21 protein-coding genes and 2 pseudogenes are annotated in these 23,488 nt (G+C 36.3%); 11 read left to right on the top strand and 12 right to left on the bottom strand.

The window, feature by feature from the left end; genetic code table 11:
• Entirely contained in the window at positions 1-468 is a 468-nt protein-coding gene (locus tag NBT05_RS13690) for a helix-turn-helix transcriptional regulator (protein WP_265770421.1), read from the top strand.
• A 125-nt stretch (positions 469-593) separates the two neighbouring features.
• On the opposite strand, the pseudogene NBT05_RS13685 reads toward NBT05_RS13690, so the two are convergent.
• Positions 594-1,292: pseudogene (locus tag NBT05_RS13685) on the bottom strand (IS256 family transposase); the annotation flags it as partial.
• A 94-nt stretch (positions 1,293-1,386) separates the two neighbouring features.
• On the opposite strand from NBT05_RS13685, the gene istA reads away from it, so the two are divergent.
• Together istA and istB are read left to right on the top strand one after the other, a co-directional pair.
• On the top strand, positions 1,387-2,913 hold the full coding sequence (istA, locus tag NBT05_RS13680; protein ID WP_265770420.1) for an IS21 family transposase: 1,527 nt from the start codon (positions 1,387-1,389) through the stop codon (positions 2,911-2,913).
• Between the two features lie 6 nt (positions 2,914-2,919).
• Positions 2,920-3,675: an IS21-like element helper ATPase IstB gene (istB, locus tag NBT05_RS13675; RefSeq protein ID WP_265770419.1), complete on the top strand. Its 756-nt coding sequence runs from the start codon at positions 2,920-2,922 to the stop codon at positions 3,673-3,675.
• A 145-nt stretch (positions 3,676-3,820) separates the two neighbouring features.
• On the opposite strand, the pseudogene NBT05_RS13670 reads toward istB, so the two are convergent.
• A pseudogene (locus NBT05_RS13670) lies at positions 3,821-4,345 on the bottom strand (transposase); the annotation flags it as partial.
• A 181-nt stretch (positions 4,346-4,526) separates the two neighbouring features.
• On the opposite strand from NBT05_RS13670, the gene NBT05_RS13665 reads away from it, so the two are divergent.
• Both NBT05_RS13665 and NBT05_RS13660 read left to right on the top strand, forming a co-directional pair.
• Positions 4,527-5,867, top strand: a complete 1,341-nt coding sequence (locus tag NBT05_RS13665) for a M28 family metallopeptidase (RefSeq protein ID WP_265770416.1) — start codon at positions 4,527-4,529, stop codon at positions 5,865-5,867.
• 164 nt (positions 5,868-6,031) lie between these two features.
• Positions 6,032-7,660 (top strand): M1 family metallopeptidase, encoded by a 1,629-nt coding sequence (locus NBT05_RS13660; protein WP_265770415.1) that lies wholly within the window; start codon positions 6,032-6,034, stop codon positions 7,658-7,660.
• Between the two features lie 694 nt (positions 7,661-8,354).
• On the opposite strand, the gene xerD is transcribed toward NBT05_RS13660, so the two are convergent.
• Positions 8,355-9,251 (bottom strand): site-specific tyrosine recombinase XerD, encoded by an 897-nt coding sequence (gene xerD, locus NBT05_RS13655; protein ID WP_265770414.1) that lies wholly within the window; start codon positions 9,249-9,251, stop codon positions 8,355-8,357.
• Between the two features lie 167 nt (positions 9,252-9,418).
• Between xerD and NBT05_RS13650 the strand changes: the two genes are divergently transcribed.
• From NBT05_RS13650 to NBT05_RS13640, 3 genes are all read left to right on the top strand, one after another.
• The gene (locus tag NBT05_RS13650; RefSeq protein WP_265770413.1) at positions 9,419-10,057 is read left to right on the top strand and encodes a porin family protein; all 639 of its coding nucleotides are present in this window, start codon (positions 9,419-9,421) and stop codon (positions 10,055-10,057) included.
• Between the two features lie 253 nt (positions 10,058-10,310).
• Complete coding sequence (aroQ, locus tag NBT05_RS13645; RefSeq protein ID WP_265770412.1) at positions 10,311-10,730, top strand: type II 3-dehydroquinate dehydratase; 420 nt, start codon at positions 10,311-10,313, stop codon at positions 10,728-10,730.
• Complete coding sequence (locus tag NBT05_RS13640) at positions 10,730-11,482, top strand: diphthine--ammonia ligase (RefSeq protein WP_265770411.1); 753 nt, start codon at positions 10,730-10,732, stop codon at positions 11,480-11,482. Before aroQ ends, NBT05_RS13640 begins: the two co-directional genes overlap by 1 nt.
• A 186-nt stretch (positions 11,483-11,668) precedes the next feature.
• Here the strand turns inward: NBT05_RS13640 and lpdA are convergent, their stop codons facing one another.
• Positions 11,669-13,060: a dihydrolipoyl dehydrogenase gene (gene lpdA, locus NBT05_RS13635; protein ID WP_265770410.1), complete on the bottom strand. Its 1,392-nt coding sequence runs from the start codon at positions 13,058-13,060 to the stop codon at positions 11,669-11,671.
• A 957-nt stretch (positions 13,061-14,017) separates the two neighbouring features.
• Between lpdA and NBT05_RS13630 the strand changes: the two genes are divergently transcribed.
• A complete protein-coding gene (locus NBT05_RS13630) occupies positions 14,018-14,281 on the top strand; it encodes a type II toxin-antitoxin system RelE/ParE family toxin (RefSeq protein ID WP_416346196.1) in 264 nt (87 codons plus the stop codon).
• Positions 14,281-14,598, top strand: coding sequence for a helix-turn-helix domain-containing protein (locus tag NBT05_RS13625; RefSeq protein WP_265770409.1), 318 nt, complete (start codon positions 14,281-14,283; stop codon positions 14,596-14,598). Before NBT05_RS13630 ends, NBT05_RS13625 begins: the two co-directional genes overlap by 1 nt.
• A 144-nt stretch (positions 14,599-14,742) precedes the next feature.
• On the opposite strand, the gene NBT05_RS13620 is transcribed toward NBT05_RS13625, so the two are convergent.
• Positions 14,743-15,414, bottom strand: a complete 672-nt coding sequence (locus tag NBT05_RS13620) for a pyridoxamine 5'-phosphate oxidase family protein (RefSeq protein WP_265770408.1) — start codon at positions 15,412-15,414, stop codon at positions 14,743-14,745.
• Positions 15,415-15,478: 64 nt separating this feature from the next.
• Here NBT05_RS13620 and NBT05_RS13615 point away from each other — a divergent pair, with 64 nt between their 5' ends.
• Positions 15,479-16,978 carry a PLP-dependent aminotransferase family protein gene (locus tag NBT05_RS13615; RefSeq protein WP_265770407.1) on the top strand — a complete coding sequence of 500 codons (1,500 nt, stop codon included), beginning with the start codon at positions 15,479-15,481 and terminating at the stop codon, positions 16,976-16,978.
• Between the two features lie 291 nt (positions 16,979-17,269).
• On the opposite strand, the gene NBT05_RS13610 is transcribed toward NBT05_RS13615, so the two are convergent.
• The 7 genes from NBT05_RS13610 to NBT05_RS13580 form a co-directional block, all read right to left on the bottom strand.
• A complete protein-coding gene (locus NBT05_RS13610) occupies positions 17,270-17,836 on the bottom strand; it encodes a pentapeptide repeat-containing protein (protein ID WP_265770406.1) in 567 nt (188 codons plus the stop codon).
• A gap of 3 nt (positions 17,837-17,839) precedes the next feature.
• Positions 17,840-18,220, bottom strand: a complete 381-nt coding sequence (locus NBT05_RS13605) for a VOC family protein (protein WP_265770405.1) — start codon at positions 18,218-18,220, stop codon at positions 17,840-17,842.
• Positions 18,220-18,576, bottom strand: a complete 357-nt coding sequence (locus NBT05_RS13600; RefSeq protein ID WP_265770404.1) for a helix-turn-helix domain-containing protein — start codon at positions 18,574-18,576, stop codon at positions 18,220-18,222. Before NBT05_RS13600 ends, NBT05_RS13605 begins: the two co-directional genes overlap by 1 nt.
• 2 nt (positions 18,577-18,578) lie before the next feature.
• On the bottom strand, positions 18,579-18,833 hold the full coding sequence (locus tag NBT05_RS13595) for a type II toxin-antitoxin system HigB family toxin (RefSeq protein ID WP_265773250.1): 255 nt from the start codon (positions 18,831-18,833) through the stop codon (positions 18,579-18,581).
• Between the two features lie 120 nt (positions 18,834-18,953).
• A complete protein-coding gene (locus NBT05_RS13590) occupies positions 18,954-21,536 on the bottom strand; it encodes a phosphoenolpyruvate carboxylase (protein WP_265770403.1) in 2,583 nt (860 codons plus the stop codon).
• 105 nt (positions 21,537-21,641) lie between these two features.
• The gene (locus NBT05_RS13585) at positions 21,642-22,121 is read right to left on the bottom strand and encodes an Lrp/AsnC family transcriptional regulator (RefSeq protein ID WP_265770402.1); all 480 of its coding nucleotides are present in this window, start codon (positions 22,119-22,121) and stop codon (positions 21,642-21,644) included.
• A 72-nt stretch (positions 22,122-22,193) separates the two neighbouring features.
• Positions 22,194-23,354, bottom strand: a complete 1,161-nt coding sequence (locus NBT05_RS13580) for a M14 family zinc carboxypeptidase (RefSeq protein WP_265770401.1) — start codon at positions 23,352-23,354, stop codon at positions 22,194-22,196.
• Positions 23,355-23,488: the final 134 nt, after the last annotated feature.

Raw genomic sequence — 23,488 nt, 5'->3', positions numbered from 1 at the left:
ATGAAGGAAAGAGAAATTAAACCTGAAAATATTTGGAATGAAGAAAAATTAAATAGTATCAATACTTTTGTTAAACAACATTCTGAAAATCAATCAAAAGAAAGAAAAATTAGAAACAAACTTCTTTCTATCCAGTACAAATTAGAAGATTATATCGAGAAAGAATCCATTGACGAAGATAAGGTTATCAATATATTGGATTTTATCAAAATGTATCTAAAAGTACTTGGAATTACTAAAAAAGATTTGGCTAAATATTTTGGTATGAAGGACAGTAATTTACATACGTACCTAACTGGAAAAAGAAAATTAAATCCTGATATTGTTTTAAAAATAAGTTCCTTTTCCAGAACGAACCCGGAGTATTGGTATAGAGTACAAGTAAAAAATGAGTTGGTCAAATTAAGGAAACAAAAAGCTAAAGACTATGAAAAATATGATTATGAAAAGCTTTTATCAATTAGATAGGTAGTGTAAATTAAACTCTGTCTGAGTTATTTTTTCTTATCCATTTCAAAATTAGTCGAAACTTGTTTTCGACTGATTTTGGAATGCGACCTAGCGTCAGCGACACGTTTTGATTGGTTTTTACCAATATCCAGGTCTATCCTACCCTCAAAGATAATATAAAGTTGCTGTATGGTAGAGCTCCAGTTGTGCAGAGGGCTTGTCCACTTTTTCTGGATGTTCATCGTAGCAAGGTAAACGAGCTTGAGCAGTGCCATATCATTTGTAAAGGCACCCTTGGTCTTGGTTACTTTGCGTACCTGGCGATGGTACCCCTCTACAGCGTTGGTGGTATAGATGATTTTTCTGATAGGTGCTGTATACTTAAAGTACTGTGATAGATGCTCCCAGTTGTTTTGCCAACTTTGAATGACTACCGGATATTTTTCTTCCCACTTGCCCGATAGCTTTTCCAGTTCATCCTCTGCCACTTGTTTATTTGTTGCCCGATAGACTTTTTTAAGGTCTTTCATAAATTCCTTTTGATCCTTTGAAGCTATATACTTTAAGGAGTTACGTATTTGGTGAACGATACAAAGTTGAACCTCAGCTTTGGGGAAAACACCGAGTATCGCATTAGTAAATCCTTTTAGGTTATCGGTACAGGCTATCAAAATATCTTCAAGCCCCCTATTGTTAAGGTCGGTAAGTACCTGCAACCAGAAGTTAGCACCTTCGCTCTCAGATAAGTATATCCCTAGTATTTCTTTTTGCCCCTCTTTGTTAATTCCCAAGATGTTGTAAAGTGCCTTGTGAACGATCTTCCCTTCTACTTTAACTGTATATATTAAAATAAAACTACCCCATATTTCAATTTAAAAGTATACCACTTATTACCAACTTGGACATTTCAATAGAGATGTCTAGAAAATGATAAGTATGTATACAAAACAGGAAATTATAATAAAGAGTTACCGTGAGGGTAAAAGTCAACGAGCTATAAGCAATGAGCTTGGAATTAGCAGAAAAACGGTAAAGAAATATATTACCCAATTTGAATCTGGATTGCAATCGGGTTTGCCTTGTGAGGAAGTAATGGCTCAATTTTTATCGACCCCTCCAAGCTATAGTAAGGAGAAGCGTGGCAGATTAAAACTCACCCTAGAGGTTCAACAGGTCATCGATGCGTTATTGTTGTCTAATGAAAAGAAAAGGCAGCAGGGACTAAGAAAGCAGTTGCTTAAAAAGTGTGATATCCACTCTCTTTTGCAGGAGCAAGGCATTATTATTGGCTACACTACCGTGTGTAATTACATTAAAGAAAAACAAGGAAAAAAAGTACCTAAGGAAGCTTTTATCCGTCAAGCGTATACCCCAGGTGATGTTTGCGAGTTTGATTGGGGAGAGATCAAGCTCTATATAGATGGAAAGCTGACCCGTCTGCAACTTGCTGTTTTTACAGCGGCCTACAGCAATTATCGCTTTGCCGCTATCTATCAGCGCCAGGACACACTAGCCTTTATGGAAACTCACGTAGCGTTCTTTGCACAGGTAGGTGGTGTTTACAAAGAAATGGTTTACGATAATATGCGGGTAGCAGTAGCTAAGTTCGTTGGTCCATATCAGAAGGAACCTACCCAGGCTTTACTGCAATTACGCGGGCACTATCAGTTCAGCCACCGCTTTTGCAATAGCTATCGGGGTAATGAAAAGGGGCATGTGGAACGCAGCGTGGAATACATTCGCCGTAAGAGTTTTGGTGTAAAATCTAGCTTCACCAATTTTAAGGAAGCCAATACTTGGCTATCTAATACCATAGCAAGGCTTAATAATACCAAACAACAACTTACCGGGAAGACTGCTAATGAATTATTTGATCAGGAAAAAAACGCTCTAAAAGTAGCACCGATAAGATTGCGCTGCTTTGAACAAATTCAGCTCAGAGTAGATAAATACGCTACGGTAAGCTACAAAACCAACCGGTATTCCGTAGCAGATCATTTAGTGGGCCGTTTTGTAGATGTTAAGATTATGAGCCACGAGTTATGGCTTTATCACGATAATCAAAAAGTAGCCATTCATAAACGAAGCTACCACAAACACCAATGGGTCATAAAAATCGACCATTATCTGGACACTTTTAAACGCAAGCCTAGGGCCCTTCCGGGAAGTATAGCCCTGGCAAGTTCAGAGTACTTAAAACAGCTCTATCGAACCCATTTTACAGGGGAAGCGCGAGGCTTTATTGACCTTTTGATTTATTGCCGAGCACATAAAATTACCCATGAAAAACTAGAACAAGTAGTGAACCAGCTTACCCAAAGCCCGATAAAGAAACTTACTGTGGAAAAGATAAAAGCAGTGCTGGGCAATAAGCAAGAGCAGCAAGATGAGCCCCTGGTACCCACTCAAATTACTACTATGGCCCAATCACAACTTCAACAACTATCAGCGTTACTAAATTAAAAATCGATGAATAAAACAATCAATCAGCGTATAGTGGATTACAGCAAAGAATTACGGTTGCCCGTATTTAGAAGAGACTTTAGCCAACTGGCCAAAGAGGCTGCCATGGAAGGGATGGATTACGAACACTTCCTTTTACAACTCATGGAGCGGGAGTATGAAGGGCGGATAGAGAATCGTAAGAAATTCCATATTAGACAGGCTAATTTTCCTTCAAAAATGTATCTAAATGAACTGGTCAGAGATCAATTACCTACCGGTGCCATGGAGAAACTACCGCTATTGGAACGTCTTGACTTTATAGAATCCGGACAAAATATAATACTGGCAGGTAATCCCGGAACGGGTAAAACCCATATTGCTGTGGGTCTGGGACTAAAGGCCTGCCTGCAAGGGTATAAAGTGCTGTTCACCACCGTACATAAACTATTGACACAAATACGAGAATCGCACTCCCAGCGCAACTTAAAAGTAATGGAAGCCCGCTTTGAGAAGTACGATCTGGTCATCTGTGACGAGTTTGGGTATGTCTCCTTCGATAAAGAAGGATCGGAACTCTTATTTAATCACCTCTCTTTAAGAGCAGGACGTAAATCAACCATTATTACTACCAATCTGGGATTTGAACGTTGGGAAGAGATTTTCGGTGATCCCGTACTCACGGCTGCCTTAGTGGACCGGCTAACCCATAAAGCACATCTTATTAATATGAATGGAGAATCCTACCGATTAAAAGAAACCAAACAAATGATGGGTCAATGAAAAAAGAAAAAAATCACATCCGGGCACCACCTTACTTTAGTTCCCTGGGGGTACCCCCCAGGGAACTAAAGTACCATTGATATTTAATTTAAAATGGTATACTTTTGAAATGAAATAGTGGTATACTTTTCAGTTGAAATAAACATACTTTAACCTTGTAGTGCATAGCATCTAACCAGACGATGCAGTATAAAGGTTCTAGAGGACGGTTCTGCCATGCTTTTACATCCGGAATGATCTTATCTGTAATCTGGCTTAGCACGGTATGGGAGATCTCTGTGTCGTACATCTCTTTGATGTGTGAAGAGATATCACGGTAGCTCATCCCCAGGCCATAGAGACCGATTATTTTATCTGAAAGGTTGTCTGCCAGGATACTTTGCCGCTTTTTGACCAGCTCTGGTTCAAAGCTACTGAGACGATCTTGAGGGGTTTCAATATCAAAAGTCCCAAAACCGCTCTTGATGGTCTTCTTGCCCTTGCCATTACGTTTGTTTCCTTTGGAACGTTCAACATCGTCCAGGTGACCTTCCATCTCAGACGCTAAAGCCTTCTCAATAAAACTTTTAAGCATTGGTGCAAAAGCACCATCTTTACTAAAAAGACTCTTACCAGACATGAATTGCTCTAGTGCCTTCTTCTCTAATTCTTGTTGTTCTTGTGTTGTCATAATATCTCATTAAAATTAAACTAAAATTTTAATCAGACAGAGTACAGTTTACACTCTCATTAGATAAATACGTAGTAAAAACTCAACTTTTATGTATCCACCCCTATTTCTGTTATAATTATCTAAACAAAAATCAGCTACTTCAAATTAATACCTAAATTACCAGCTTTAAAATAGCACAATGAGATCAATTCTTTACTTCACTTGTATTTTTAGTATACTTACCACCTTTGCGCAAACCAATCCTAAAATCTATGCAATCATTGATTCGGTTTCTGCAGATCGAATTGAAAAAGATATTAAAAAACTTGCCGATTTTGGTACTCGTAACACCTTTAGTGATACAGTTTCAGAAACCCGGGGGATTGGCGCGGCTAGACGCTGGATTAAATCCGAATTTGAAACTATCTCTAAGAATTGTAACAACTGTTTACAGGTTTCGTATCAAAAAGATTTTGTTACTAAAGATATGGGAACCCGTATACCCAAAGATGCTTGGGTAGTTAATGTTTTAGCCATACAAAAAGGAACTAAATATCCGAACCGCTTTGTTATCATGAGTGGGGATATTGATTCACGAGCTAGTGATACCATGGATTTTACGACTGACGCGCCAGGAGCTAACGATAATGCCAGCGGTATGGCGGGAACCATGGAAGCTGCCCGGATTTTATCAAAATATCAGTTTGAAAGTAGTATCTTATACGTAGGACTATCAGGAGAAGAACAAGGGTTGTTTGGCGGTGCCGGATTAGCCAAATATGCTAAAGAAAATGGCTGGGATATTATTGGTATTTTAAACAATGATATGATCGGAAATATTAAAGGAGTGGACGGAGTTATTGACAATCGCAGCTTTAGAATATTTTCTGAACCTACCAATCCCACCGAAACAGAAAAGCAACGCAAAGCACGTCGTTATTATGGCGGAGAGGTGGACGGAATTTCCCGACAACTGGCAAGGTATGTGCATGGTAATGTAAAAACTTATATGCCTGAGATGAAACCCATGATGATCTACCGCCTGGATCGATTTGGTCGTGGCGGTCATCATAAACCTTTTAATGATCTGGGCTTCGCCGGAATTCGGATTATGGAAGCTCATGAAAACTATACCCAACAGCATCAGGATATCCGTACCGAAAACGGAATAGATTACGGAGATACGGTAGAGCACGTCAATTTTGAATATGCTGCCAAATTAACAGCGGTCAATGCAATTAATCTGGCAAGTCTTGCCTGGGCACCTCCGGCACCTAAAAACGTAAAAATTGGTGGAATCGTAGAACCCAGCGCTAAATTTAAATGGGAAAAAGCAGGTAATTCCGGGGTTAAAGGTTACAAAATCTATTGGCGAGATACAACCAGCCCTACCTGGGATCACAGTCGGTTTGTAGGAGACAAAACTCAATTTACCTTAGATGGAATTGTAATTGACAATTATTTCTTCGGAATTTCTACGGTAGGAACTAATGGTTTTGAAAGCCCGGTTGTATTTCCTTCCGAAGTTTTTAGGGAGTAGTGGTAATTATGTACGCTGTTCTAATATCGTTGTCAACTTCTTTAGGTATCTATCATTCAAAGAAACTGCTAAGCAACAGTATAATTTCTTCTTTTTAAAAAATGATAAGCTTAGAATCAGTTTAGGAACTATTTTTGATCTCATACAAACTTAACTTTTTAATCGTGAAGAAATATTTTATTCTAATCGGATGTTGTTTTAGTTTTTTTACCTGTTTTTCGCAACAAAAAAACTTTACTAGACAGGACACCTTAAGAGGATCTATTACTCCCGAACGGGAATGGTGGGACCTTACCTATTACCATCTGGATATTGAAGTAAACCCTGACCAAAAAACAATTGTCGGTAAAAATACGGTGCATTATAAAGTACTGAATCCAAATTTGGTTATGCAGATTGACCTTCAACCTCCTTTACAAATTACCAAAGTAGTACAGCGAGGAAAAGAATTACCAGTAACTTCTGAGATAAATGCACATTTTATCACACTTCCGGATACTCCTAAATTAAATGCGCTGGATAGTATTACTGTTTTTTACGAAGGAAAACCAAGGGAAGCCGTTCGGGCTCCCTGGGATGGGGGTATCTCCTGGACTAAAGATAAAAACGGAAAAGCATTTGTAGCATCTTCTTGCCAGGGATTAGGGGCTAGTGTATGGTGGCCTAACAAAGACCATATGTATGATGAAGTAGACAGCATGTTGATTAGTGTTAAAGTACCCAAAGGTTTTATGAATGTATCAAACGGAAGGCTTCGAAAAACCGAGAAGCATAAAGATGGAAAAACAACGTTTCATTGGTTTGTAAGCAATCCGATTAATAATTATGGCGTAAATATTAATGTTGGAGATTATGTTCATTTTGGTGAAAAATATCAAGGGGAAAAAGGGGTTTTGGATATGGATTATTACGTACTTAGTTACAATAAAGCCAAAGCAAAAAAACAATTTAAAGATGCACCCAAAATGATGGAAGCTTTTGAACACTGGTTTGGTCCCTACCCTTTTTACGAAGATAGTTTTAAACTGGTCGAAGCTCCCTATTTAGGTATGGAACATCAAAGTTCTGTCACTTACGGAAATCGGTATACAAATGGCTATTTAGGTACGGATTTATCAGGTACCGGTTGGGGGTTAAAATTTGACTTTATTATAATCCACGAATCCGGTCATGAATGGTTTGCCAATAATATCACTTACAAGGACGCCGCGGATATGTGGGTTCATGAAGGCTTTACAGCGTATTCCGAAAATTTATTTTTAGACTATTATTATGGTAAAGAAGCATCTGCCGCTTACGTAATCGGTACCCGCAAAAAAATCTTAAACGATAAACCTATGATTGGACCTTATGGAGTCAATCAGGAAGGATCAGGAGATATGTATTATAAAGGAGCAAATGTTTTACATACCCTACGGCAAATGATCAATGATGACGAAAAATGGCGTGCTATCTTAAGAGGTTTAAATACAACTTTTTACCATAAAACCGTCACTTCTGAGGAAATAGAAAATTATATTATAAAAGAATCCGGTTTATCATTAAAACCTTTTTTCGATCAATACTTACGAACTACGGATATTCCGGTACTATCTTACAAAAAAGAAAAAGATCATATTCAGTATAAATTTACATCGGTTGTACCAGGATTTACCATACCTGTTAAAATTATTATAGACGGTAAAGAACTATGGATCACACCCACCGCAGATTGGCAATCCCTTCTAGTGCGCGCAACTGAATTTAAAGTCGATCCGGGATTTTATATAGAGGTTGAGGAGGTAGGTTTGTAGAGATAAGATTATTGAAATTTCTCATTTTATAGGTAAAAACGTCACATCAAGTGCGTGAGGTACGAACGTGTATCGAGACGCCCAATTTTGCCACTCGACCCGATGGTAACATTATAAATAGATTTGATTAACCGAAACGTCACATCGAGTGCGCGAGGTACGAGCGTGTATCGAGATGTTTGTGCTATGAAAGTAAGAGGGATAATTTACTAAGGTCTCGATACAATTTTATTCTTCATTCTTCAGAATAAAACCACTCGACCTGACGACAAAATTATATAAAGCACAACGTCACATCGAGTGCGCGAAGCATGAGCGTGTATCGAGATGTTTATGCTATGAAAGTAAGTATTTCAGTTCACCAAGGTCTCGATACAACAAAATTTCGTTCCTCAATTTTGCCACTCGACCCGACGATAAAATTATATGTAGTTGTATAAAACACAACGTCACATTGAGTGCGCGAAGCATGAGCGTGTATCGAGATGTTTTTACTATGAAAAGTAAAAGGTATAATTCACCAAGGTCTCGATACAACAAAATTTCGTTCCTCAATTTTGCCACTCGACCTGACGGTAATATTACAAATAGCTCCATTAAACAGAAACGTCACATCGAGTGCATGAGGTACGAGAGATCATAATGTAAACTATCAACGGACAACTAAAAACCATCAACTAATAAAGTCCACCAACTACCTCCGAGGATGGAATGTATTAATGACTTCGGTAAGGTGACTTTTATCTACGTGCATGTAAATTTCAGTAGTGGTAATGCTTTCGTGTCCTAACATTAGTTGTATTGCCTGTAAATCCGCTCCATTTTCTAACAAATGCGTAGCAAAAGAATGCCTGAAAGTATGTGGACTTATATTTTTATTAAAATTAGCTTTAGTAGCCAGATTCTTAACAATAGTAAAGATCATAGCCCGTGTAAGTTGTTTCCCCCTTCGGTTTAAGAAAAGAATATCCTCATGACCATTGGCAATAGTAATATGTGACCGAATTTGGTTCTTATAGATGTCAATATATTTTACGGTAACAGGAGCCACCGGAACCAATCGTTGTTTGTTACCTTTTCCGATAACGCTAATGAAACCTTCTTCAAAAAATAAACCGGAAAGTTTTAGATTAATAAGTTCACTAACCCTGAGCCCGCATCCGTAAAGCGTTTCAATCATCGCCCGGTTTCGCTCTCCTTCGGCTTTACTCAGATCAATTTTACTAATTAGGATATCTATTTCTTCAGTAGAAAGTGTATCCGGTAGTTTTCTTCCTATTTTAGGGGTAGTGATTAAGTCCATAGGATTATCATTTCGATAATCTTCAAACTGCAAATAGTTAAAAAACCCTTTTAAGCCCGATATGATTCGGGATTGAGATCGTGCGTTGACCTCTTTAGCAATCGTATAAATAAACTGCTGTAATACTTCTTTATTGATTGTTACCGGAACCGTTTTAATTTGGTGCTGCTTTAGATATTTGACCAATTTATAGATATCATATTGGTAATTATCAATAGAATTTTTAGATAGTCCTCTTTCAATCGTGAGGTAAGAAGTAAAATCTTTAACAGCTTGTTCCCAGTTCATAATTTCTTAATATCAATAGAAAATGATGGAAAATAAGACAAGGGCATCACTATTTAAGTTCATAAAATTTTTAATTAGTTATTCAGACGCATTTGAATTACTTCTAGAGGTCAAGTCCTAAAAATAGTAAAAAATAAGGTATTTTTGAATATCAATACACCCTCTCTATGAAACAATTTTTAATATTTTTTATAGTGGTTATGCTCGTAGATATAGCTAATGCCCAAAAAATTAAGGATGAAGAGCTAAAGTTTGCCAGAGCTGGTTTCAAAGGAGGAATTAATTATAGTTTTGTTACCGGTGACTTGGAAAACACCGGAGGTAGAACCCGGGCTCATTTTGGGGTTTTGGTTGAATATCCGGTGTTTGATCAGTTTTATGTGCAAGGAGAACTTTTTTATTCCGCACAAGGATATACTATGGAAGTAGAAAATCAAACACAAGAGATTGGAATGAACTATATTGCTTTACCAGTTTTAGCTAAATATTATATTAAAAATTCCTTTGCTATTGAAGCCGGGTTACAAGTAGCTAATTTAAGTACTTTTGGTAATGAAGACTTACCGGATAATGACCCTTTTTACGATTCTTTTAATAATTTTGATTTCGGAGCAGTCGTAGGTATAGGCTATTATCTTGAATCAGGATTATTTTTTCAGGCACGGTATTACTCCGGTTTGCGAGATTTTAATAATACTTCAATTGAAGCTAAAAATCAAATGGCGCAAGTATCCCTCGGGTATTTATTTAAAACCAAAGATAACCGAAGGATATTTAATGAAGAAACCCAGGATGCCGATCAATAACATAATGTAAACTTTACATCATAAATGTTAGGTAAAGATTCAAGATCGCTATTGCTTCTAAAATGAAGAATCAAAACTAATTAATTTTAAAAAAACTAAAAAAGCAACCTCCAACTACTTTAAAGTTTAAGATCACCATATATTACCAGGCTTTACAAACTTTTATTTATTTTAACCGGACACTAATGATTTAGAATACTATACTATTAGGAGAGTAAAAACATTCTAGTTGCTTATTAAACAAAACAAAAACATGAAAATACTAATTATAAATGGCCCTAATTTAAACTTACTAGGTAAAAGAGAACCAGAGGTTTACGGAAGTCAGACTTTTGAAGACTTTTTTGCAGATCTACAGTTCCGGTATAAAGATATTGAACTAGCCTATTATCAGTCCAATCACGAGGGAGATCTGGTTACTAAATTGCAAGAGGCTGACGATATATTTCAAGGGGTGGTACTTAATGCAGGTGCCTATTCACATACATCTATTGCCATTGCAGATGCTATCAAGGCGATTAAAACCCCGGTGATCGAAGTCCATATTTCAAACACGCATAAACGAGAAAGCTTCCGGCATCATTCATACCTTTCTGCTGTAGTATCAGGTATTATAATGGGTTTTGGTATTAAAGGCTATGACCTGGCAATCCGAAGTTTTATAGAGGTGTAATGCAAAAAGCCTATTTGAATTGGAGCGGAGGTAAAGACTGTTGTCTTACGTTGCATACCCTATTAAAAAATCCAACTTTTACCATTGATACGTTGGTGACTTCTGTTAACAGTGAGTTTAACAGAATTTCTATGCACGGAGTTCGTAAAGCTTTGTTAGAGATGCAAGTAGAAAGTTTAGGTATGAAGCTTCATACTATTGAACTACCTGGTAATGTTAGTATGACTACTTATGATGCAATACTTAAGCAGCATATTCAAACGCTACAACAACAAGGGCTTACTCATTCGGTTTTTGGTGATATCTTTTTAGAAGACTTACGTGCTTATCGTGAGAAACAATTAGAGCTTGTAGGTATCAAACCAGTGTTTCCACTTTGGAAAAAAGATACCCGTAAATTAGTCCGCGAGTTTATTGATTTAGGATATAAAGCAATCGTAGTTTGTACGAATGCTAAGCTATTAGATAAGACTTTTTGCGGGGTTCCAATCAACGAGGATTTTCTAAAGCGTTTGCCGGAAGGTGTTGACCCGTGCGGAGAAAACGGTGAATTTCATACGTTTGTCTACGATGGTCCTATTTTCAAAAGTCCGATAATTTTTTCCATAGGAGAAAAAGTACTTAAAAGTTATCAAGCTACTGATGATAATGATGATGACGAAGTTTGTGGTACTTCAAGTAATGACCAGAATTGGGATAATGCTTTCTGGTATTGCGATTTAATTCCGAAGGTAGATAGCGTAAATAAGTAACCTCTTTTATTTAACTTTAATTTATCCGCTGATTCCATATAAAACAGGCTTGTCTAAAGTGTCTAAAACTTTGACAAGCCTGTATTGACTTTACCATTATATTATGAATACCGTATTCTATATGACAGTGTTATATAATAGTATTACTTAAAAGATCATTCAATCTTAAAGCTATACTATTAAAAATTACAAATGAATAACCTCATCGTAAGCATCTGCTACGGCTTCCATTACTGCTTCACTCATGGTAGGGTGAGGATGAACGGTTTTTAGTACTTCATGTCCGGTAGTTTCCAGTTTTCTACCTAAAACAGCTTCAGCAATCATATCAGTTACTCCGGCACCAATCATATGGCAACCTAACCATTCTCCGTATTTAGCATCAAAAATCACTTTTACAAATCCATCTTTAGTCCCGGCAGCACTCGCCTTTCCGGATGCAGAAAATGGGAATTTACCTACTTTAATTTCATATCCGGCTTCTTTGGCCTGTTTTTCAGTCATTCCTACACTTGCAATTTCAGGGGAAGCATAGGTACATCCCGGTATGTTGTTATAGTCTAAAGCTTCAACATGTAACCCGGCTAATTTTTCCACACAAATAATTCCTTCGGCTGAAGCCACATGTGCCAGTGCAGGGCCAGGTACCACGTCACCAATTGCATAAATTCCGGGGATGTTGGTTTGGTACCAATCATTAACGACAATTTTATCCCGGTCTGTAGCAATTCCTAATTCTTCCAGGCCAATATTTTCAATATTTGTTTTAATACCTACGGCAGATAGTACAATATCAGCTTCTAATATTTCTTCGCCTTTTTTAGTCTTTACAGTAGCTTTCACCTTATCACCGCTAGTATCTACGCTTTCTACCGCAGCATTCGTCATTACTTTGATCCCGGATTTCTTATAGTTTCGCTCAAATTGTTTGGAAACTTCTTCATCTTCTAACGGAACCAGGTTAGGCAGGTATTCTACAATAGTTACTTCGGTACCCATAGAATTGTAGAAATTGGCAAATTCCACTCCGATAGCTCCCGATCCTACTACGATCATTTTTTCCGGTTGTTTTTCTAAAGTCATGGCTTTTCGATACCCAATCACTTTTTGACCGTCTTGAGGTAGGTTGGGCAATTCACGCGAACGTGCCCCGGTAGCAATGATAATATTTTTAGCTTCATAGGTAGTTTTTTTGCCGTCACTACTACTAACTTCCACTTTTTTACCTTTGATCAGCTTTCCAAAACCTTCAATAACGTCAATTTTATTCTTTTTCATTAAAAACTGTACGCCTTTGCTCATTCCTTCGGCAACATTTCGGCTACGTTTTACTACTGCATTAAAATCTTTATCAAACTTCTCTACCGTTAATCCGTAATCTTTGGCATGTTTTAAGTATTCAAATACCTGTGCACTTTTAAGTAAAGCTTTGGTTGGGATACACCCCCAATTTAAACATACCCCACCCAGGCTTTCTTTTTCAATAATCGCCGTTTTAAAACCTAACTGCGAAGCTCGAATTGCCGTAACATATCCGCCGGGGCCACTACCTAAAACAATAATATCGTATGAAGTCATATATAAGATTTTTTGCTGCCGCGAATTTAAGGATTATTGTTAGAATCTAAAAGAAGTTTTAAAGCTAGGCGTTAAAGCTTTACGTTTCGCCAGAATTAGAAGTATAAGTACTACTTTTATTGTATTATCTATTTAATAGCACAAACATCTCGATACACGCTCATGCTTCGCGCACTCGATGTGACGTTGTGGTTAAACAAAACTATCTGTAATGCTACCGTCTGGTCGAGTGGTTTTATTCTGAAGAGTGAACATCTCGATACACGCTCATGCTTCGCGTACTCGATGTGACGTTGTGCTTTATGTCACTACATAAAATTTATCGTCTGGTCGAGTGGTTTTGTTCTGAAGAATGAAGAACAAAATTGTATCGAGACCTTTTTGAATTATACCTCTTACTTTCATAGCACAAACATCTCGATACACGCTCGTGCCTCGCGCACTCGATGTGACGTTGTAGTTAAACGAAGCTACTTGTAATGCTACCGTCTGGTCGAGTGGTTTTATTCTGAAGAATGAGCATCTCAATACACGCTCGTACCTCGCGCACTCGATGTAATGTTGTGGTTAAACAAAACTATCTGTAATGCTACCGTCTGGTCGAGTGGCGAAATTAAGCATCTCGATACACGCTCGTACCTCGCGCACTCGATGTGACGTTTAATTTAAGGAAGTTATTTATAATGCTACCGTCTGGTCGAGTGGCAAAATTGAGCATCTCGATACACGCTCGTACCTCGCGCACTCGATGTGACATTGTGGTTTAAAGTAATTACTTTTATTCTATTGTTGTTTATAATACGCTGAAACCGTTTATGTGACAAAATTTGTTTGCTAAAAAGGAAACTTTTATATTTGTAATAAGCTAATATCTGAATGACGGTAAAATTTAAAGTCGAATTTCTAGAAGAAGTTTTTCACTTCTTAAATACACTTGAAGAAAAGTCTTAAAAGAAAATACTCTTTAACATTGACAGAGCAAAAGTTAAAACGGACAATACCCTCTTTAAAAAGCTTACTTCGGATATTTGGGAATTTAGGACTTTGTATAATAAAAAGCAATATCGACTTTTTGCATTTTGGGATAAAACTGAAAATAAAGTGACTATAGTAGTTGCAACACACGGAATTATTAAAAAAACTCAAAAAACACCGAAAAAAGAGATTGACAAAGCGACCGAATTAATGAACAAATATTTTGAAGATAAAAACAAGAAGTGATGAAAACATACACATTTGATGAAGCTAAAGATAAATATATTGGTAAAAAAGGGACAGCTAAAAGAAATGCTTACGAAAACGAATTGCGACTTGACTTTATTGGAGAAGCAATCAAACAAGCTCGTAAGGAAAGAAAATTAACCCAAACGCAACTTGGAGAGTTAATTGGAGTAAAAAAAGCGCAGATTTCTAAAATTGAAAATAATTTGAGAGATGCAAGGTTTGAAACAATCTTAAAAGTGTTTAGAGCATTAAATGCAAAGGTTAACTTTAATGTAGAGTTGCTAAATCAAAAAGTGGATTTGGCAACTGAATAAAAGCAAAATACACAACAGTTTATATCTTCTGCATTTAGCATGCAAATGCAACATACAAGAGGCGTTCTTAAACCAAACGTTGAATATGGTCACTAGATAATACAGTGGCCAATCAATATTTCATAAGTTGAAACTTTCCAAAATTTATAATTTTAGAAAGCTATTCTTAGAAGCATAATCCTTGACCGACTCTGGAATTTCTACCTCTTTGGGTACATCGGGAGCGGTTATAGGTGCTTCGGCTATTTGTTTGATTGGAATTACTCCTGCCCAAACAGGAAGGTTTTGATCTTCTTTTTCGTCAATAACGCCTTCCGCCCTGATCTTGGCGGAAGCAGTAGTAACATCTACAGCGACTACTAAGGTGGATTTAAATTCTTTCTCATTCATCTCTCGCAAAGTATCCCAATGATCCGGAACCATTTGATTAACTACAGATTCTAAAGCCTTCATTTTTTCATCACGATCTTGTACCATTCGGGTTGTTCCAAATATCGTTGCTGCCCGATAATTGGCTGAATGATGAAATCCGGACCTGGCTAAAACCAAACCGTCCAAATGGGTGATCGATAGGCAAGCTTTACCTGAACTTATTAAATTGGTAAGCATCCGGTTTTTTAAAGACCCATGCAGGTAAAAGGTTTGTCCAATTTTACCGTAAGCCATCGGTAGCACGATGGTTTGACCTTCAAATTCGTACCCAACGTGGCATAAAAAACCAGCATCGGCAATGGCATCAATTTCTTCGATGTTGTAAGTTGCTCTCTTACTACCTCGAATTACTTTGTTAAGATTATTTACTGAATAGGATGACATAGTAATTAGTTTTTGTCAAAATTACAGTAGATTTGGACTATCATAATCATCCAGATAGTAATATATGAGTAGTCCGGTTTTTCCATTAAAAGGAAATGTTTCCTACGATCGTAAAAAACAGGAACCTGTTTATCTTCAGCTTTCGCATCAAGTTATTAAATTCATACGCTCAGGAAAACTCCAACCGGGTGTAAAGCTTCCCGGATCCCGGACTTTAGCTAACGAACTCAACCTACATCGAAAAACCATTATTGCTGTTTATACTGAACTCCAGGCTCAAGGCTGGATAGAAACCATAGTAAATAAGGGGACATTTGTCACTAAGCAACTTCCGGTAGTACAACCCGTAAGTTTTAAACAACCTATACATCAAAAAAATAACAGTGAATACGCTTCTTTTGATTTTCTTAAAAATGATTTATTATATCAAAAACCTGAAGTTCTTGATAAAAAAATTAACCTAATTGCAGATGGTGTTCCGGATCACCGTTTAGTTCCTATTGATGAAATATCAAAAGTATATCGGGATGTCATGAAGCGAAGTTACAATCGGCATTTATTAAAATATAATTCTATCTACGGAAACCTTCAACTTAGGAAAAGATTGGCGGTATATCTAAACGCCACCCGGGGCCTTCATATTACTTACGATCAAATTTTGATTACCCGGGGAAGTCAAATGAGTATGTACCTGGCAGGACAACTACTTTTGAAAAACAGAATAATTATCTGTGGAAATACCAATTATAATACGGCTAATGACACTTTTACGTATTGCGGTGGTCAGGTAAAAACAGTCAGTATTGATAAAGATGGATTAAATACCCAAGAGATTGAAACTTTATGTAAAACTCAACCTATACAGGCAGTTTATGTAACTTCGCATCACCATTATCCGACTACCGTTACCTTATCCCCTCAGCGAAGGATGCACTTGCTACAGTTGGCACAACAATACCAGTTTGCTATTATTGAGGATGATTATGATTATGATTTTCATTATAACAACGCTCCTATCCTACCCCTGGCTAGTAGTGACGAAACCGGAAATGTGCTGTACCTGGGAGGGTTTACTAAAATTATAGCTCCTGCGCTACGAATCGGGTATTTAATTGGACCCGTTGATTTTATTCGAGAAGCTGCACACTTGCGAAGTATTATTGATCGGCAAGGGGATACTATCTTAGAACATGTAATTAGTATTCTTATTAAAAACGGAGATGTTTATCGACATATCCAAAAAGTACGTAAAATTTATAAGAAACGTCGGGACCTGTTTTGCAAACTTCTCTCTGAACAATGTGGTAAGTTTTTCAATTTTACTAAACCTGAAGGCGGCATGGCGGTTTGGGTATTGTTACGCGATACGTACACCTGGGATAATGTTATGGCTTCGGCAAAAGCACTTGATATTCCGTTTTCATCGGATTATTTAATTTATGGTGATGCTGTTACAAGTAAAGGAATCCGAATGGGGTTTGCCTGCCTTACTACCGAAGAAATTTATCAAAGTATAGATCGTTTACAGAAGGTAATGAATCAGCTTAAGAAAAGTAGTCAATAAAGAAGACTTTGTTGTTTTGCTTACGTTATTTTGATTGACACTAAAAGAATTTCGTTTTTAATCATTATTTATAATCATTAGTGTTCGGTTAAAATAGATAAAAGTTTAGAAAGCATATTATAATAAGGTAATTCCAAACTTTAAAGTGTTTGGAGGTTGCTTTTTCACTTTTTTAAAAGTAATTTGTTCTTTAACGTAAATATTTATTACAATATTGATTTTTAACACTATAAAGATTAGTCTTGATTCTTGTTTCTAGAAGCGATAGCGATCTTGAATCTTTACCGGACACTAATGAATTCTAATCTTATACTTTGAAAGTAACCCGTCTATATTATTTCGGCTAAATATGGATTTCCTAAAATTATTAGTTTCCAGGTCAATTTGAACATTCATTGCAGTCTGAAAATCTACTTCGGTACCAGTAGTATTTTCAAAAATGACTTTTTCTAAATTACAATAAGCAAAAATACTTTTAGAAATATCACTATCTGTAAAATCCACTTCTTTTAAATTACAGTTTTTAAAGGTGGTATGCTTGATGTCTAAATTTGCAAAGCTACTATACTCCAAATTACTATTGTCAAACTGAAATGAAATCATAAAGGGGTTGCATATCGAAAAGTCAGCACCCACCAGTTTTGATTCGATAAACTGACATTCTTCCTGGAAAGAAGTTTCTTTTAATTTAACTCCGGTAAAATTACAATTGAAAAAGGAACATTGGGTAAATACTATAGCAGATAAGTTAGCACCTGAAAAATTACAATTGGTAAAAATACAAGCGTCATAATTTTGCAGTGGTAATTTCTTATCACTGTAATCTACTTCGTTGTATTCTTCTTCAATTCCGGTCATTTTTTATGTAGTTATACGCCAAGGAGGGTTCTTTCGGTTTTCTCCGGCTTGATAAAATATAATTAAATTACCATCAGGATCTTTAAGTCGATCTTCTCGCCATAACCAGGGTTTGTCTTCTGGTAAACTTAAAAATGTGATGCCTTCCTGAACTAATTTTTCTACTTCTTTATCTAACCTGTAAGTCTCAAAATACGTATAAACCCCTTCCCCTTCCGGTAACTTTTCTACCAAATGTATTGAAAAGGTACTATCACCTTCAGGACATTCAAATCTGGCGTAAGTAGGTATTGATTCTACGATTAACCGCAGTCCTAACTTCTGATAAAAAGAAACGGCTCTTTTAAGGTTTAAGGAGGGTACGGTAACTTGGTTTAAATTCATTAGTACTCTTGAATTAAGACCTCTGTGGGAATATTTAATTTTTTATGCAACTTTCGAATCATTTCCAGGGTTAGTTTTCGTTTTTTATTCATAATCTCACTTACCCTGCTTTTAAAACCAATTATTTCGACTAAATCTTTTTGTTTCAAGCCTAGCTGCTCCATTCTAAATGTAATTGCTGCAATTGGATCTGGCATATCTATAGGAAAATGTTCTGATTCATATTTATCAATTACCATAGCTAATATTTCCAATTCATCACCTTCTTCGGTATCTTTTTTAGCCTCAAAAATAAACTCTAATCTTTCTAAGGCTTTCTTATAATCACTACTATTTTTTATAGGTGCTATTTTCATAACTAAATTTTATTTGCATCAATTTTATCATAGTTTGCGTGTGTGCCAACAAAACGTATCCAGGCAAGTTGATAATCAAAGTTAAAACGTACGATTAGTCGATAATTATTTCCTTTTATATTAAAAACAACTCGATTATTTTTCAAAATACTTGCATCCGGATATGTGCTTTTTAAATGGTTCATGGATTTCCATTTGGAATTATTCATTTCCCAATACCAAATTTTTAACTGAATCTCGCAATCTTTATGTTTTATCTAAAAATCTTTTAAGGTTCCTCTCGAAAATATTATTAAATATTATACTTTACTACAAATATAAAAAAGTTACCAAAATGATAACTTTTTTATATGGTAATGTAAAATGCTTATTGTTTACTACGCTGAATTACGACTGGCATTAATGTTTCCGAATAAAGAACGGGTGACCATTTTTTCATAGATTTCTAAATCTGCGTCATCTGCACCTCCTCTTTTGATTTCCTGGATTTTCTTTAAAGCATACTGCTGAATAGTTAGCAAAGGCAATACAATATTCTCCCGCATTTCGATAGATGCTTTCCCCGCAGGTTCGTTTTCCATTAATTCGCCATATCCGGTTAATTTCAATAATAGCGCTTTAGTTAGTTCAAATTCATCATGGATAATATGCCAAAACTGCCCGTATTCTTCGTCATCTTTCATATAAGAAGTTAATCCGAAGAAAGATTTGGTCAAACTCATCATACTGTTAGCAATCAAGGTTCTAAAGAAAGCCGAATCTTTATACAATTGTTGTACACGTTCAAACTCGCCTTTATCCTCCAACTTTTTAATGGCGGTACCCACCCCGTAAAATCCGGGTACATTTTGTTTTAGCATTGTCCAACTTCCTACAAATGGGATGGCCCGTAAATCCGAAAATTCTAAAGTACTTCCTGTATTTCTTTTGGAAGGTCGACTTCCTATATTTGCTTTCCCGTAATATTTTAACGTACTCATATGCTCCAAATACGGTAAAAACTTCGGATGACTTTTAAAATCCACGTAGGTTTGATAGCTTATATCCGCTAACTCCTGCATGGTTACTTTATTTTCAGTTGAAAATAAATTGCTCTCATTATTGGTCATAGCATTTTCAACCCCTGCCCCTAGCATTTGTTCCAGGTTGTACTGGCAAGAATCTAAAGTCCCGAAGTTGGAACTAATAGTTTGTCCCTGTACGGTAATCTGTATTTCTTCATCTTCAATCGTCGGACCTAATGATGCGTAAAACTGATTGGTATTTCCGCCTCCTCGTGCTGGTGGGCCTCCCCTACCATCAAAAAATACCACTTTAACATCATATTTTCTTGAAATTTCGGTTAAGGCTTCTTTTGCTTTAAAAATACCCCAGTTTGCCATTAAATAGCCACCGTCTTTAGTTCCATCAGAAAAACCGAGCATAATAGTTTGCTTCATACCACGTTTTTTCAAATGTGCAGCATAAGATGGATTGGTGTATAAAGCTTCCATCACCTCATGAGCAATTTTTAAATCCGGTACGGTTTCAAATAAAGGTATGACGTCTACTGTAGGTTCATCCCAATCGCATAAACGAATCATAGCAAAAGTTTCTATGACATTTAATACACTTCCATTATTACTAATAATATATCGGTGGGCGCCACGTTCGCCGTTTTTTTCCTGAATGGTTTTTATAGCATAAATAGACTCTAAGGTACCTCGGGTAATATCTTCATCAAACTGTGAAGGGTCTAAACTACCCTTTAAATTAGAAAGGATTTCAATTTGTTCTTCTTCGGATTTATCAGTATAATCTTTAGGAAAAATATCTAGTCCTAATTCCTGCGTTCTGCTTACTATATTTAGTAAAACCTTATGGTGTACCCTTGAATCTTGTCTGATATCCAAAGTAGCAAAGTGAAACCCAAAAATTCGGATTTTATTAATCATACTTTGCAGTTCCTCCAAAAATAAGGACTGATGCTTTTCAATCAGTTCGTCTCGCACTTCTAATAGTCCGTTTAACAAGGTATCCATAGATAAACGATCTGAAGTTTTACTGTAATAGAAATTATTATACAGGGCGGTTTCCAACTCAGCCAATTTATTTTGCAGGTTTCCAAACGTAATTCTTCGTTTTAGCTTACGCATGTCCCGATAATAGTTGATCAGGATGGTTTTACGCAATCGTTTGGCTACTTTAATCGTAGTTTCTGTAGTTACAAACGGATTTCCATCCCGGTCACCCCCCGGCCAAAAGCCTAAGTTGATCAGATCATTATGTAAATCATCTCCTTTAAAGATATTGCGTTGTACGTAATCGAATATAGTACTAGCCGCGTGATAAAATACATTTTCCAGATACCAAATCAAGCTTACTGCTTCATCATAAGGTGTTGGTTTTTCTTTGTTAAAAAAAGCGGTTTTACCTAACTGCGCTAACAGCTTTTTAATCATCTGAGAATTATTCTCTCGAATGGCGGTGTCCAGGTCATGAATAATCCCAAGTACCGTACCCGGATAAAACTGAGTAGGATGTGCCGTTAAGGTAGGTCGAATTTTAAAGGTTTTCAAATAATCCTGCAATCGAGTTACCTGTCCTTTTGCTTGTGCTTCTTCTTTAATGCTTCTAAGGGTTCCCCTGCCTTCCATATTATTTACGATTGGAAAAGCAGCATCTTCAATAGCATCAAATAATACTACCTGACGTTCAATATATTGGATAAAACGAAATAATAGATCGTATTTCTCTTTTGAGGAAGGCTTGTTCTGATAAACGTCAAAAAACGTATTGACAATCTCCGTAGGATTATTCTCTTTTTTATACCCTTCTTCACAAATACTCTTAAACAGTGGTAGCAATACCCCAGTATTTGACACTGAATCAAATGGGAGTGTCATAAAAATACTGTTGTAAATTTCGTACTTGGTTAATACATAATGATTGAATCTTTCTACTTTAGGTAATCTGGCCATAGTGCTTTATAAAGTTGTAATAAAAGTAATTAATACTGGCTATTTGTTCATAAAAAAACCCTCTAAGGTTTCTTAAAGGGTTGATGTTATATGCATATATAAACATTATAATTCCTGAAAGATTGAATGCATCAAACGTTTTTTATCGTTGATACTTTCTTCTAAAGAAATCATCGTTTCGGTTCTGTACACACCATCAATATCATCCAGTTTAAAGATAATATCTTTTGCATGGTTGGTATCTTTTGCCCGTACCTTGCAGAAAATATTAAACTTACCAGTAGTTATGTGCGCTACGGTTACAAACGGTATCTCGTTAATTCGTTGTAAAACAAATTTAGTTTGAGATGTATTTTGGAGATATATCCCTACGTAAGCAATAAAGGAATATCCTAATTTTTTATAATCAAGGGTTAATGAAGAACCTTCGATTATCCCCGCTTCTTCCATTTTCTTTACACGTACGTGAACTGTTCCTGCCGAAATCAATAATTTTTTTGCTATATCCGTAAAGGGGGTACGGGTATTCTCGATTAGCATATCCAGAATCTGGTGATCAACTTCGTCTAATTTAAATTTTGCCATAAGTGGTTATATAATTTCCCAATTAATTCTTTGCAAAAATAACAGAAAAATTAACTTATTGCACATCTTAATTTAAATTTTTGTTGGTTCTGTTGAGAATAATTCATCATTTAGGAAGAAATTTAACATCTTAACTCCTTCAACAACCTGTACTGTATCGTTTTCGTGCCTTATTACACGTTGATTTCCATGAATTTCCCGGTGACCAAATAAATTTTCTAGATTTCCAATTTTAACTATTTTCGGAATGAATTGTAACTGTTTTCCGTACAATTGCTCTTCATATTGTATGGCAATATCCACTAACTTTTCCTTTAAATACACCTGGCGGATAAGAATATCATTAAAATTTTTACCGTTTTCCGGGATTGAAAAATACCGTTGTTCATCTATGGTTTTATAGGATTGATTAGAAATAGTAGTAATTCCAATAAGCAACGCATAAAATATGAGCTTTCGGGTGTATTCCCGTTTGTAATCTTTTGGGTAATGACCGGCTTCAAATAAAATGGTAGGTACGTTCATTATGGCTAAGGTATCACCCGTACAATTATCATTAAAGCCGTCATCGTACCTGCCTACCCCATTTGGTATAAACTCTTGTAGTACTTTATTCATTTCAACAATTAACTGCATAGCGACTTTTCTGGAAGGAGTTAAGGATCGTTCTTTGTCTGCAGCAGGGGACAAAAATGAAATGCTTGCTGGTACATTTGTATCTCCCGCACTAAAAATAGTTCGTTGCCCGTGAAGGTTAAAGGCGAAATCAGGTTGAATTCTTTCTACTGTTTTTCTAAAAGATATACTCTCTTTTTGAGAAAGATTTTTTGCATCCCGGTTAAGGTCCACCTGATTACCGTTTACACGAGTGTAGGCATTACTCCCGTCAGGGTTTAGCATCGGTATAAAATAGATGGTACAATTTTTAAGAATACCTTGAGCATCTTTGTTGTCAGAATCTGCTAAAAAGTTGAGAAAATCAAAAAAAGCTTTGGTTGTTGTACTCTCATTCCCGTGCATTTGAGACCAGGCTAAAATCTTAAATTCACCGGAACCTATTGTTAACATATCGATTGGAATTCCTCCTTCTGAAGTTCCAACTTCTTGTTTTAAAAACATACCTGAATGTTGCTCTATTAAAGGGGAAATAATTTCGTAATTAATATAACGCCCGCACATGCGGGGTTCCATATATTTTTGATGAAGTAAAGGGTAGGTTTGTTTTGCTATCATAAGGTCAAAGTTACTTATTTTCGGTTACAATATATTTATAGGTATCCTTTCTATTTCTACCATTTTATCATCTTGTTAAAATTGTGAAATATCCGTTAGAACTAAACGAAAATAGATACACATTTGTAAACTTT

This window comes from Aquimarina sp. ERC-38, assembly GCF_026222555.1.
In the GTDB taxonomy this organism is placed as follows: Bacteria; Bacteroidota; Bacteroidia; order Flavobacteriales; family Flavobacteriaceae; genus Aquimarina.
This window is presented reverse-complemented; position numbering and strand designations above follow the sequence as displayed.

Coding starts and splice junctions, on each gene's coding strand:
- NBT05_RS13590 (WP_265770403.1), bottom strand. CDS start 21,536: ATGGCCAGATTACCTAAAGTAGAAAGATTCAATCATTATGTATTAACC.
- lpdA (WP_265770410.1), bottom strand. CDS start 13,060: ATGACTTCATACGATATTATTGTTTTAGGTAGTGGCCCCGGCGGATAT.
- NBT05_RS13605 (WP_265770405.1), bottom strand. CDS start 18,220: ATGAATTTAAACCAAGTTACCGTACCCTCCTTAAACCTTAAAAGAGCC.
- istB (WP_265770419.1), top strand. CDS start 2,920: ATGAATAAAACAATCAATCAGCGTATAGTGGATTACAGCAAAGAATTA.
- aroQ (WP_265770412.1), top strand. CDS start 10,311: ATGAAAATACTAATTATAAATGGCCCTAATTTAAACTTACTAGGTAAA.
- NBT05_RS13600 (WP_265770404.1), bottom strand. CDS start 18,576: ATGAAAATAGCACCTATAAAAAATAGTAGTGATTATAAGAAAGCCTTA.
- NBT05_RS13640 (WP_265770411.1), top strand. CDS start 10,730: ATGCAAAAAGCCTATTTGAATTGGAGCGGAGGTAAAGACTGTTGTCTT.
- NBT05_RS13690 (WP_265770421.1), top strand. CDS start 1: ATGAAGGAAAGAGAAATTAAACCTGAAAATATTTGGAATGAAGAAAAA.
- NBT05_RS13650 (WP_265770413.1), top strand. CDS start 9,419: ATGAAACAATTTTTAATATTTTTTATAGTGGTTATGCTCGTAGATATA.
- xerD (WP_265770414.1), bottom strand. CDS start 9,251: ATGAACTGGGAACAAGCTGTTAAAGATTTTACTTCTTACCTCACGATT.
- NBT05_RS13620 (WP_265770408.1), bottom strand. CDS start 15,414: ATGTCATCCTATTCAGTAAATAATCTTAACAAAGTAATTCGAGGTAGT.
- NBT05_RS13665 (WP_265770416.1), top strand. CDS start 4,527: ATGAGATCAATTCTTTACTTCACTTGTATTTTTAGTATACTTACCACC.
- NBT05_RS13615 (WP_265770407.1), top strand. CDS start 15,479: ATGAGTAGTCCGGTTTTTCCATTAAAAGGAAATGTTTCCTACGATCGT.
- NBT05_RS13610 (WP_265770406.1), bottom strand. CDS start 17,836: ATGACCGGAATTGAAGAAGAATACAACGAAGTAGATTACAGTGATAAG.
- NBT05_RS13585 (WP_265770402.1), bottom strand. CDS start 22,121: ATGGCAAAATTTAAATTAGACGAAGTTGATCACCAGATTCTGGATATG.
- NBT05_RS13580 (WP_265770401.1), bottom strand. CDS start 23,354: ATGATAGCAAAACAAACCTACCCTTTACTTCATCAAAAATATATGGAA.
- istA (WP_265770420.1), top strand. CDS start 1,387: ATGTATACAAAACAGGAAATTATAATAAAGAGTTACCGTGAGGGTAAA.
- NBT05_RS13625 (WP_265770409.1), top strand. CDS start 14,281: ATGAAAACATACACATTTGATGAAGCTAAAGATAAATATATTGGTAAA.